Origin of the sequence: Vibrio coralliirubri (genome assembly GCF_024347375.1) — a bacterium.
Lineage (GTDB): Bacteria > Pseudomonadota > Gammaproteobacteria > Enterobacterales > Vibrionaceae > Vibrio > Vibrio coralliirubri.
Genome location: NZ_AP025471.1, coordinates 693,706 through 706,564 on the forward strand (window position 1 = coordinate 693,706; position 12,859 = coordinate 706,564).

Annotated in this window: 11 protein-coding genes; 9 read left to right on the forward strand and 2 right to left on the reverse strand. The window is 42.6% G+C overall.

Annotated features, from left to right (window positions below):
* Positions 1-59 precede the first annotated feature (59 nt).
* Both viaA and OCV20_RS19700 read right to left on the reverse strand, forming a co-directional pair.
* Complete coding sequence (viaA, locus tag OCV20_RS19695) at positions 60-1,505, reverse strand: ATPase RavA stimulator ViaA (protein WP_086775917.1); 1,446 nt, start codon at positions 1,503-1,505, stop codon at positions 60-62.
* A gap of 11 nt (positions 1,506-1,516) precedes the next feature.
* A complete protein-coding gene (locus OCV20_RS19700) occupies positions 1,517-3,172 on the reverse strand; it encodes an ATPase RavA domain-containing protein (RefSeq protein WP_086775916.1) in 1,656 nt (551 codons plus the stop codon).
* Between the two features lie 288 nt (positions 3,173-3,460).
* Here OCV20_RS19700 and OCV20_RS19705 point away from each other — a divergent pair, with 288 nt between their 5' ends.
* From OCV20_RS19705 to OCV20_RS19745, 9 genes are all read left to right on the forward strand, one after another.
* On the forward strand, positions 3,461-3,976 hold the full coding sequence (locus OCV20_RS19705; RefSeq protein WP_086775915.1) for an NUDIX hydrolase: 516 nt from the start codon (positions 3,461-3,463) through the stop codon (positions 3,974-3,976).
* A gap of 39 nt (positions 3,977-4,015) precedes the next feature.
* Complete coding sequence (ltaE, locus tag OCV20_RS19710) at positions 4,016-5,020, forward strand: low-specificity L-threonine aldolase (protein ID WP_086775914.1); 1,005 nt, start codon at positions 4,016-4,018, stop codon at positions 5,018-5,020.
* Positions 5,021-5,548: 528 nt separating this feature from the next.
* Entirely contained in the window at positions 5,549-6,469 is a 921-nt protein-coding gene (locus OCV20_RS19715; protein WP_086773621.1) for an IS5 family transposase, read from the forward strand.
* A gap of 417 nt (positions 6,470-6,886) precedes the next feature.
* A complete protein-coding gene (locus OCV20_RS19720) occupies positions 6,887-7,396 on the forward strand; it encodes a hypothetical protein (RefSeq protein ID WP_238382985.1) in 510 nt (169 codons plus the stop codon).
* A 77-nt stretch (positions 7,397-7,473) separates the two neighbouring features.
* Positions 7,474-7,971 (forward strand): hypothetical protein, encoded by a 498-nt coding sequence (locus tag OCV20_RS19725; RefSeq protein ID WP_048615316.1) that lies wholly within the window; start codon positions 7,474-7,476, stop codon positions 7,969-7,971.
* Between the two features lie 83 nt (positions 7,972-8,054).
* The gene (locus OCV20_RS19730) at positions 8,055-8,780 is read left to right on the forward strand and encodes a fimbrial biogenesis chaperone (protein ID WP_050651675.1); all 726 of its coding nucleotides are present in this window, start codon (positions 8,055-8,057) and stop codon (positions 8,778-8,780) included.
* Positions 8,781-8,782: 2 nt separating this feature from the next.
* Complete coding sequence (locus tag OCV20_RS19735; protein WP_086775985.1) at positions 8,783-9,469, forward strand: fimbrial biogenesis chaperone; 687 nt, start codon at positions 8,783-8,785, stop codon at positions 9,467-9,469.
* Entirely contained in the window at positions 9,453-11,945 is a 2,493-nt protein-coding gene (locus OCV20_RS19740; protein ID WP_414503120.1) for a fimbria/pilus outer membrane usher protein, read from the forward strand. The genes OCV20_RS19735 and OCV20_RS19740 overlap by 17 nt, the downstream gene beginning before the upstream one ends.
* On the forward strand, positions 11,935-12,816 hold the full coding sequence (locus OCV20_RS19745) for a hypothetical protein (RefSeq protein ID WP_086775986.1): 882 nt from the start codon (positions 11,935-11,937) through the stop codon (positions 12,814-12,816). The genes OCV20_RS19740 and OCV20_RS19745 overlap by 11 nt, the downstream gene beginning before the upstream one ends.
* The last annotated feature ends 43 nt before the right edge of the window (positions 12,817-12,859 follow it).

Sequence of the window (12,859 nt, forward strand, 5' to 3'; positions counted from 1 at the left end):
TTCGATCTCTTCAATCAAAAAACACACAGCAAAATCGAGTTAAACAAGATGTTCTAGCGCTACCACTTTTTCATGAAACGACCGACAAGACTCGGATGATACGCCCAGCAGTGGTCAAACATCGTCATAAGTTGAGGGTTACCGTATTTCGAAAGGCTTACCGCATGGAAACGGTTTTTGTGTTCTTTCAACTTTTCAACCTGAGCAATCATTTCGTCTGATTGTTTAGGTGCAATAAAGTCAGAAAGTACGATTAAATCGGCATTCTTGTATTTATCACCCGTCATCAAGTCAATCGACTTCATAAGAACAGGTTCTAAATCCGTACCGCCGTGGAATGAGTAACTTAGGAAGTCGCTCGCTTCACGTAGGCCATCTTGCCTTGTTAACTCATAGGTAATCTGCTCAGAAGAGAACAGAATCACGTAACAGTCTCTCTCTTCTGCAAGAGCGATTTGCATTAAGGCATAAGCCATTGCTTTAGCAGACTGCTCAGGGAAACCACTCATCGAACCCGAAGCGTCCACACAGACGATAAACGGACCCTTTTCAATATTGATGTTCTTGCTATCTGGTTTTTGCGCTTTCACTTTCCGTAACGTGCGTGATTTACCTTGCGAACGATAGCTAAGTAAACGCTTGTCGGCCAAGTGCTTGTAAAAGATAACCTCAAGTTCAGGATAAGCTAGGAACATGGTTTCGTTTGGCAGCATTTTGTTCAGGTCATCACTTTCATGAATCCCCACAATATCATCGACCGCTTCATCACTTTTCTCTTCAACCATCTGCAATTCTTCTACAGGGGCTTTGTGTAGCGAAGGATCGTCTTCCTCACCAGCCATACGGCCTAGCTTTTCAGCAATCTCTTGCAAGCCCTTGTGCTTATTCAAGAACTCAGCATGACGCTTCATTATGGTAAGGTCTGTTTTGCTTAACTTGGTAGATGCCATATCCCACAAGCGCCCTACACTGCCTTCATCACCCGACTCTGTCACTTTGTCCATGTTTTTCATGGTTTCCATGCGCTGATAAAGATCGGCTAAGACTTTTTCTTTGCTTGTTTCAAGCTCGGTTACTTGAGCTTGTTTAATCGCATCAGAAAGTGATTGGTACCATTGGTCACAAAAGTAGTGTGGAAACATCGCGTTATAAACGCCCTTATTATTCTCCATAAGGCGTCGAGCTTGTAGATAAAACGCTGAGTGCCACTCCAGCTTTTTGATAACACTGTCAATTTCATCAAAGAACTGAGGTTCATCCCAGTAAATCACTTCTTGATAAAGGGCGATTTCCTCTTGGAATCGATCAGTTTCACACACCTTAGTAACGCGTTTTTTAACTTTACCGCGCCATTTAACTAAGTGGTTTTTCACTGAGGTTTTCACACCTTTGTTCTCAGCAGCCATCATGACTTGAGAACGAGCGATGAGATCATTCATCGCGGTATCAATGATTCCTGAATCAGCTACCATCAAAGCGAGGTTTAAGCCGTCTGCTCCTAACATATGCTCTCCTCTTACTCGAAGTACTGGCTCATAAACTTAATACGCTGAGCGATCTTGGCACTCTTCACTTTCGTTGTTTCAAGATCTTGCGTTACCGATTGCAAACTTGCTTCCATCGCTTTCGGTAAATCAGGATCAATATAGTTATGAGGAAGCGCATCATGGAATTCAGTACGAACGCGTTTTAACTTGAATTCAGCTTCAGTTAACTGTTCTAAGGCTTTCTCAGCGCCACTCAACCACTTGTTGTACAGTTCTTGGTCTAGACCGTCAGTAGTAACCACACTCACCAATACAGAGCGATTGGCGATGTCTTTAATCACTAATTGGTTTGATGCATCCAAGTCGAGTTTTAAACGGCATAGATTTTTATTTTCGTTTACGTAACCGTAAATATCACCGTGACCTTCTTTAAGAACACGATCAAAATCGTCTTTGGCCACGTATACCCAACGGCTATCGCCTTTCTCAGATTCAGAAACCGACATGTTGCTTTGCAGCATAACCAGTTTCACGAGATTGTAAGCACTGCCCACGCTGTACATTTTCGCGTTCTTAATATCGTTCTGGTAAACGTCTTTACGCAGCAAGCCACTGGTTGACTCCATAGAAAGCGACACAGACAACGTTGATTCAACATCGTCTTGAATCTCTTCTAACTCTTCACGAGACATTTCAATTTGAGCTTTCGACTCTTGCTGATCAAACGCTCGGTTCAATGCAAAGTCTTTCACCACACTACGAACCACATCACGTGATTCTGGGCTATGCCACAAACAATCTTGCAGAAGCATGATATCTAGCGGGTTCACGCTATCGCGACCGCTGAAGAACGCACTCGCTTTCAATAGTTTAACGGCCTTCTTCCATCGTCTGTCTGATACATACAATTCTGACTCTGACGCAGAGCCTTGCTTCTTAACCGTCTCTTCAAGCATGGTTTTCAGTTCAAACAACTTATCAAACGAATTGTCTGTCAGTTCTAGCTTATCAAGCTCTTTCTGCCATTGATGATATTCAATATCCGTAATCGCCAAACCTTGTGGAATTACCGCTTCTTGAGAAGTACCCGTCGTCAGCATCGATTTGAAGTTTTGTTTGTTTTGGATACGGTTTACGAACACGCGTACCAACATACGGTCGTAAAGTGCTTCCAAGCCGCTGTCTTCATCTGGAAGTTCGTTGGATGCCGACACGAGTAGACGCATCGGTACACGTTCAATATCACTGCCGTTTTTGAAAGTCTTTTCGTTAACGACAGTAAGTAGAGTGTTTAGGATTGCAGGGCCTGCTTTCCAGATCTCATCGAGGAATACGACTTGTGCAGTTGGTAGGTAGCCTTCGGTCAATCTTACATAACGACCGTTGTCTTTTAATTCTTGGATACTTAGTGGGCCGAACACTTCCTCTGGAGTAGAGAAACGAGTCATCAAATATTCGAAGTAACTACTGTTGTCAAACGCCTGAATGAGACGTTTCGCGATAAGACTTTTCGCGATGCCCGGAGGGCCTAATAGAAACACACTTTCACCAGCCAAAGCGGCCAGTAAACAAAGCTTAATTGTGTCTTCTCTTTCATAGACACCATCAGAGAGAGCGTGCGCTAATTTATTGATTCTTTCAGAGAGTAGCGCCTTGTCAGCATGTGAAGAAATAGAAGGGTTCATGCGTTACTCCGAAAATCTTTGAACAGTTGAGAGTGTAGAATTGTTTTTATACATTTGTTAGCACTTTGTTACAAGTGTATTTTATTATTGAGTTGCATTTATATCAGATGGTTACGTCGGTAATTTTGGCGCAATCATAGATTCCAGTTATGAGAGTAACATCACGAACGGCGTGAAACTAAATCTATTGCGAAACCTAATTTTTCTTTTATTTTCGACACCATAGACGTTATGGTGGTGCACGTCTTCCGTTATACGAAAAATTGGCAAGGAATGTGGCCAAACTGCATGAGTAAAGTTATCCATAAATGGAAAAGTATTTCTCTCATAGAAGAGAACGTGACGCTCCCTACGAACGTCGTGGTAAAACATACAACAATCAATCACCCTGGCGCGGCAGTTATTCTTCCTATCACTTCGTCTGGAAAAATCATCCTCATTAACCAGTTCCGCCCTTCTCTAAAGAAATGGCTTTTGGAACTACCCGCAGGCACGATGGAAATAGATGAGACACCTCTTCAATGTGCCCAACGCGAACTGGAAGAAGAAACAGGTTACAGTGCAACTTCTTTTCAAAGCTTGGGGCAAGTCACCCCTTTGGCTGGCTTCTGTGATGAGATACAACATCTGTTTGTCGCAAAAGACTTAAGCCTCACTACCCGCTTTGAATGCGATGAAGATGAAGCAATAGAAGTGATCGAACTGAGTTTAGAAGAACTGCACGATAAAATACGACACGATCAAATCACTGATACCAAAACTATCGCTTGTTTAAGCAAAGCCCAACTATGTGGCCATCTATAGCCAATTATATGGCTACCTAAAGTACTCTAGGAGAGAAACATGGACTTTCGTTCTGATACCGTAACTAAACCTTCGCAAGCTATGCGTGACGCAATGGCAAACGCAGAAGTGGGCGATGATGTTTATGGCGATGACCCAACCGTCAACGAACTAGAACAGTGGGCAGCAAATGAGACAGGCTTTGAAGCGGCAATGTTTACCTCTTCAGGTACACAAGCCAACCTTCTTGGCTTAATGGCGCATTGTGAGCGTGGTGATGAATATCTGTGTGGCCAGCAGGCGCACAACTACAAATACGAAGCTGGCGGCGCAGCTGTCTTGGGCTCGATTCAACCTCAACCAATCGAGAATAACCCAGATGGTACTCTTGATTTCAAAAAGCTTGCTGCTGCTATTAAGCCAGACGACAGCCACTTCGCTCGCACTAAACTCCTAAGCTTAGAAAACACGATTAACGGCAAAGTACTGCCAATGTCTTACCTAGCGGAAGCTCGTGATTTCGTAAACCAACACGGTTTGCAAATGCACTTAGATGGCGCACGAGTATATAACGCAGCAGTGGCACTAGACGTGCACATCAAAGAGATCGCACAACACTTCGATTCGATGACGATTTGTTTATCAAAAGGTTTAGGCGCTCCGATCGGCTCACTACTTCTTGGCAGCAAAGAATACATCGCCAAAGCACGTCGACTGCGTAAAATGGTCGGCGGTGGTATGCGCCAAGCAGGTATTCTTGCGGCTGCGGGTAAAATGGCTCTAACAGAGAACGTTACTCAACTTAAAGCTGATCACGAGAACGCAAAAAACCTAGCGATTGGTTTGAGCAAGCTAAAAGGTTTTTCTGTTAACCCTGATTTCATTCAAACTAACATTGTGTTTGCTAAGTTAGATGAGTCTGTAGATATCAACCGAATCGCTCGCGAACTTGACGAACAAGGCATTACGATGTCACCAGGGAACCCTGTTCGATTTGTTACTCATAGAGATATCAGTTCAGAAGACATCGCTACTTTCCTAACAAAGTTGGAAAATGCGCTTTAACTCTTTTAACGAGATTAGCCTCTACCGTAATTAAGACTAAAGCTTCCCGTAAGAAGCTTTAGTCTTTCAAAAAATGCATTCAACAATTCCACAGCAAATAATCTTCTCGACACAGATCAGTTTTCTAATAAGCACACTAAATTGACTGGAACAGAACGCGATCTCGTTTTGGCCTATGTGCATACCTTCTAAGAATCATCCCCCATATTTCAGCATTCTGTTATCGCTTAAGTTTGACTTGCATTAGTGACGTAGAACATTGAATGGCCGCTAAAGGTAAATAATTCAGTGCCAAAAGTTTATTTTTTACTCAACACATATGCGGTAATTAAAAACAGATCACATCATTCCTGAATATTTTTCTGTAAACATCTAATTTTAATTGATAAATTTCCACCAGCCTAGGTATTTACTCTCCGTTAATAAAAATCTTAATTACTACATTAATCGGCTTTGTTGCGTAATTCAATGGAACTAAATCAAGAACCTACGATCTGATCAGCTACCTCCACTCTATCTCGTAGTCCTATGCCTAAGCCTCGTTATAAAACAACCAACTGGAAGCAATACAACCGATCACTCATTAACCGTGGTTCTCTGACTTTTTGGATTGATGAAGAAGCAATAAGCGGATGGGCGCAAAGCAAACAGAATAAGCGCGGTAGGCCGCGTCGGTTCAGTGATTTAGCTATCACGACAGCACTCATGGTCAAACGAGTTTTTTCTATGCCATTGAGAGCGCTGCAAGGATTTATCGACTCGATATTTAGGTTAGCCCATGTACCGTTAAGTTGTCCGCATTACACCTGCATCAGTCGTAGAGCCAAGCAAGTTGAGGTTTCATTTAAGACTAAAACGAGAGGAGCGATACAGCACCTAGCCATTGATGCTACTGGCCTTAAGGTTTATGGCGAAGGTGAATGGAAAGTCAAAAAACATGGGACGGATGGCAAGCGTAGAGTCTGGCGAAAGCTGCATATTGCAGTCGATACCAACACTCATGAGATCATTGCCGCCGAGCTAAGTTTATCGACGGTTACAGATGGAGAAGTACTCCCGAACTTACTGAAACAAACACGCCGAAGTATCCTTGAGGTGTCTGGTGATGGCGCTTACGACACGAGAGCGTGTCACGCTGCTATTAAGATTAAGGGAGCTATTGCGCTTATTCCCCCAAGAGAAGGGGCTGCCTTCTGGGAGCGTGGTCACCCTCGAAATTTCGCCGTGGGTTGCCAGAAATTATACGACTCAAATAAGTATTGGAAAGAGCGGTATGGATACCACAAACGTTCACTCTCAGAAACAGCGATGTATCGAGTTAAACAGTTGCTAGGAGGGAAACTGAGCTTAAGAAATTACAATGCCCAGGTGGGTGAAACTTACGCGATGATAAAAGCGTTGAACAAGCTTACTGGGTTAGGTATGCCTGAAACTTGTCGTATTGACTAAGAAACAAGCGAAACGGGTTGGCTCTATCTCTAAATTTAATTACGCAACAAAGCCACATTAATCTCGAAAATTAAATTATCAAATTCGAATTTCTTTAATAACGCGGAAATTTTATGATACCAAAAACAGTGTCCCAGCGAATAATTAAATGCAAATCATCATCGGTAGACCATAACCCTAAATTTATCAATTAAATAAAAATCCCTCGTCAACCAGAATCTTCAATCAAAAACACCTATCTAATTGAATGTAATATTATTATCGAATTCTTCAGCCTCTACTCCTTAAGTTAAAATCATACTAAAACTCATACTTCTCTTAAATAATAAACTTTTTTTACTACTTCACCATTTTTTAAAGCACATATAGTTTTCAAAGTTAAGCAACAAGTTACATTCAATCGTTGGGGGTGGAATTATGGTCAGAGTATTTAGGAGCCTTAATACCTTCACCGTATCCGTATTAATCTTTAGTCTATCGCTTTCATTCTACGCCAATGCTAATAGCTTAACGTTAGGAATTAGCGGTCAGATCAAAGATCGATGCGAAATAAACTTTTTTTCTGGCAACATTATGAATTTTACGGAACACCGTGATGTGCAATCGTTGCCTTTTAATATCTATTGTAACCGTCCGTTGGGTATAACGATCAACTCAAAATATGGAGGCTTAAAATATCAACATCAAGGGGTTGATATTATTGAGAGTTACAATTTGTCATTACAAATAGACGAAATTCGTCTTTATGAAAGTAGGCACAGCAGTCAACTTACTTCACCAGTAATGATAGACAGTTCTGGTGTTATTCCGTTCTCTCAACATGGGAGTCTTAGGGTAGCACTCGAAAATAGCTTGCGTTTCGCAGGTTATTATCAAGACGTTATTGAGATCGAAGTTTACCCTTCGATTCATAGCGTGACAAAGTGAAAACTCTGCAATGTATCTGCAGAACAACATACGCTCAGCAGTATTCGAGCCAATCATTTAAGATAAAGGAATTTCTAATGAAAAAGCTAACACTCTACGCAGCAACAGTCACAGCTATTTTTGGTGCTCAAGTCCAAGCCGCTCCTGGTGATGTCCAGTTAGTTGGATTTGTTTCACCTGTATGTGAGGTTACTGGTCTTTCAACGCAACTGATGGACTTTGGTAACGTATCTCAAATTCAAAACCTTTCTGTTAGTGGCCTTAACATGAAGTGTAATGACGTCGATGGTGCAACGGTGACACTGACAAGTGCTGAAGGTGGTCTAGAGTCAGACGATAGCGAAGACTACGCTCTTACATACGATGCGACATTTAATCCTTCAGGCTTAGCTCCGTTCACGCTTAATGCACCAGGGGGCCCAGGTCTAAACGACGTTTCAGTCAGTAATTCTTATGCCGGTTCTGGCGCATTAGCGACAGGTGTTACTGCATCCATTGATATTGTTACAACAGAAACCTCGCCGTGGGCAGGTGGTTACTCAGATACATTGACCGTAAATATCACCTCAAATTAGAGGTTAATAAGTCGGGGGCTATTATTTGGCCTCCGACTTAATCTCAGTCTCAACGACATAAGTTTAATTTGGAGCTCTTCGCTATGTATAAATGGATCATGCATAAATGGATCGTTCTTTTCCTATTGTCATTCACTTGTTTGTCCGCTCATGCGTTCAAAGTAGAACCGATGTCTATGGAAATGACACCGCTTGGCAAAAGAGCTCAAATGACCATGAGGGTTGAGAACTCATCTCAAGAACCACTCACGGTTGAGCTTTCTCCGGTCTACATGACAATGGACAATTATGGCAAAGAGACCACCACTCCTGCGGATGACGAGTTACTAGTGATTCCAGTGACCGCAATAATAGAACCTGGACGATCGCAATCCATTATGGTGCGGTATTTGGGCGATCCTTCAATCACAGAATCTAAAGCGTATCGCATTGCTGTTAAGCAAGTAAAAGTTCAAAGAGCGAGCAGTAATCAAGGGCAAGTAAGCCTTTTGCTACAGTTTAATACGCTTATCAACGTGCGACCTCAGAACACAACTTCCCAGCTAGAAATTAAAAGCATCGAGCAAAATGACAAAAAGAACAAATGGGTTCTTGAAGTACTTAACAGTGGTAATAGTTATGGTCGATTAACCAATACAACATGGAAGATATCTGATGGTAAAAATTCAACCTATTTAAAAGGCGTAGAAATCGCTAAACGTATTCCGGGTACTTTGGTCCTTCCCTACTCCACGCGTTTTTTTGAAATGCAGCCTCTTAAAAATTATGACGTAAACACCCTATCGATTGAAATAGAGCAGGATCAATAGTAATGAGACGTGATATTTGGGGAGCGCTCATTTCTTGCTTTCTGTGTGCACAAGCGTTTGGCATAACACTGTTTCCAACCGTCATCGAACTCAACACCGATCACCGGGCAGCATCTCAACTGGTTGTGACTAACAACTCAACACAAGCTCTCCCACTTGAAGCTAACGTTCGTCGTTTGAACTTCTTATCAGATGGCACGTTCGAGATATCTGATCTAGCGAGTGAAGAGATGTTTGTGTTTCCACCAGCCGCAATGTTAGCCCCCGGAGAACGTCAAGTATTCCGTATACAATGGTTGGGGAACAGAACACTCGAAACCTCTCAGAGTTATTTTATTCGTTTCAGTACCGTAAATATTGGCCAGAACAACGCGAGAATAGATAAACCCATCGGTTTAACCACCGGCATCAATTTACAAGTTCACTACAATGCGTTGTTGCACATTCACTCGTCCTCGTTAGCGCCTGACGTAAAATTACACATAGATGAACAAGGCAAATTAACACTCACTAATTCTGGGTCACGATTTACCTATACATCGTTACTTCATTTTGCGGGGCTCGAATCTCAGAGCCAAAAAGTACATGCGGCTTTAGGTGAGCAATTTATTCCACCACACTCCACTATTACTTTCCCTTCTTCTTTAAATTACTTACCAATGGGCACTTACCATGGGCATGAAAACTGAAACCTATCACAAGATGTGGCAAGTTTTGTATGTCTTGGGATTAGTACTTTTTTATTGTGCCGCCTTAAGCCCTGCAGCTTGGGGCCAGGAAATGGTTTTGAATCCAACAGGGCGAGATATTCAACTTACCTCTTTGCTAAGGATAAGTGACACCATACTGGGGGAAGCGGACATTATCATTACCGCAAACAACGAGATCTTGTTACCCAAGGAAAGTACGCTTTCTCTCCTTTCTTCCGTCGTAACTCATGAAGGTATTGGGAAACTCAATGACACGACAGACGATGAGATGCTGTCTCAGCATCATTTTGAGAGCGTAGGATTAAATCTGAGTTTCGATTTCTCGTCATTAGAATGCATCGTGACGGTACCACCTGAATTTAGCTTAACCCAACAACTGTCTATGAACGGGGCAGATGATTTTTATAACTATGCCGAACCAAGTTTATTAAGTGGATACGTTAACTTTGCCCTTTCCGCCAATGAGACCCAATTTGTGGATCAGAATTCGTCAAGGCAAGATCTCTATCGCGGTCAATTCGATTCCGCACTTAACATTGGTTTTCTAAACTTTGAGTACGAATCCTATTTAGAAAACAGCTCATCACAAGATTCGCGATACGTAAGAGAAGGATCTCGTCTTAATATTGACTTTGCAGAACAAGGCACACGACTTGTCCTCGGCGATATGTACAACAGTGGTCAATCTTTTCAGGACAGTACCGACATACTTGGTATTGGGTTAACGCGAGATTTCACACTCATTCCAACCAGAAATGCGCGACCACGAGCCAATCAATCATTCACCCTTCAAAGGGCTTCAAATGTCGATGTCTATATAGATGGGATCGCAGTCCAACGATTAACCCTCGGCGCTGGTAGCTATAACCTTAGTGATATCCCCCTGGCGCAAGGTAGCAATGATATTGTACTCGTCATCACCGACCGCTCCGGGAATGAAGAACGTATCGAGTTTTCTATTGCAACCGGTAACGACTTGCTCAATAGCGGTGAGTTTGAATATAGCATCATGTATGGAGCGCCTTCTGAATTACAAAATGGACAACTAGAGTACCTAACCGACGAGCGTATTTTCCATGGTTATATTGATGTGGGTATTAGCCCTTGGTTAACGTTGGGTACGAACTTTCAAACCCGTGAAGATCTTTATCAATATGGTGCCACCGCGTTACTCGCTTCTATATGGGGCGTCACTGAACTCACTGCCTCTCGTAGCGAACACCCTACATTTGGAATTGGCGACGCTTACAAATTTGCATTCGATGCGGAGTTTTCCAATACCAACACTCTGTCCCCACAACTGAGTTTTAGTTATGAATATCTGGCCAACAATTTTACTGGGGTCTCAGGGTTTGATACTTCCGATATCGATATCAACTTAACCACTCATTATGTGTCTGCATTCAGCTCCATTTACCTTGGTCAGTCTTTACGTGCCGCCATGACCCTCAATTACCGATCAGGAATAGACAAAGAGAACGATTATTGGCTGATTAGCCCGAGTTTATCGGACGGACTGTTTGATACTCCCGCTACCTGGAGTGCACGCGTTAACTATCGACATAACGCAAGCGAAGACGATGACATCAGCACGACTGTCACCATAAGTTGGCCTCTTAGTCGACAAACTCGTGTCGTCGGTCGATACACCACAGAACTCAATGAAGCCGCCTTAGATTACAGCTATCAGAATAATATTGGTAACACAGGAGGGGTGTCGGCGTTTGCGAGTGTTATTACTAACGAAGAGACGGATGCCGATATGGATGCCGGGATTAACTATACGGCAAACCGTTATGAATTGAATGCGACCCACGCTTCGCGGCTTGAAGAGATTAGTGGTGAAACACGAAACCACAGTACCGACGTAACTATTAGTAGTTCACTTGCTTTTGCAGGCTCATCTGTGGCAGTCGGCAGACCAGTACGCGAAGCATTTGCGATTGTCACCAAACATAAGAGTCTTAAAGAGAATGACGTCGCTATCGATCCCACAAAAGACGGTAAGCACGCACGCGTTTATCTTAAAGTAGATGCAAGTGCTTTGGTCCCAGACCTTGTTGCTTACAATGGCCAAGTAATCAGTTACGAGGTCTATAACTTGCCGCCAGGGTATGACTTAGGTGACGGCGCTTTTTGGATTAAGCCGGGTTATAAACGAGGCTACCAACTCCAGATTGGATCTGACGCTGTATTAACCGTTATTGGCAAGCTATTCGATCGTCAAAGTAACAACCCTATTTCACTTGTCGCTGGTGTAGCACATTACCTTGGTGAGGCAAAACAGTTGCCAATTGACTTCTTTACCAATCGTAACGGTATATTCGCTATCTCAGGTTTAAAGCCGGGGAAATATCAATTGGTACTAGACACTAAAGAACAAGAGTCAGTCATCATTTCCCTCAGTGAACGCAGTGACAATTTGATAAGACTAGGAGATGTATATGTTGAATAAACAAGTACTTTTGGGATCCTTGTTCCTTATCGCCATAAACCATCTGCCTTATGCGTTTGCGTGTGAAGTTAATGCGTTGACTATTCAACCCGTCTCATCTAAATCGCAATATGATGTTTTCAGCGCAGGCACATTCGCAACAATTAACACTTACCGAATAGATGCGAACATAATTGGCGAACCATGCGAGTTAAGCTTAATTTTGCAGCTTAACGATACCAGTCGCTCGTTAAAAGGGTCGAATCAAGACAAACTCAACTTTGAGTGGTCAGGGCAGATTGGCATGCCGGTAGCTAATCAATGGCACTTATCGTTAACCGATAGCCACCCTTCGGCAACGATACAAATGCGATTTCCGAGCAAGCAATGGTTAGCGTCAGGAACCTATCGAGGGCTTTTAGAAGTCTCGCCTTCTTATACCTCTGATAGTAAACAAGTAGAAATTAGCCCTAGCTCCATCCCGGTATCGGTTAACGTTCCGCCTGCTGCGAAAATTCATTTTTATGGATTAACCCAACAACATTATGACCTTGATCTAGGGACATTATATTCAAACAAGATTATTCGCTCTGCACCTAACCTATGGGTTCAAAGCAATACAGCTTATACCATCGTATTCGAATCATCCCATCAAGGAATGCTACGTCATGAATCTAATGAGACTAAGTGGGATATTCCATACCAACTTTCCCTCGATAGCGACAGAATAAACCTTGAGCAACTGGATGCGAGAATTCAACGTCTTTCCGCAACGATTGGTCAACCTATACCTTTGGATTTTGTCATTGGTGAAACAGAGAACAAACCAGGAGGGAAATATGACGATATATTACAAATTTCTATTGAACCTCGACTTTCACAGCAACCATAATTATGCAATTAGGCTTTGTTGCGTAATTAAATTTAGAGATAGA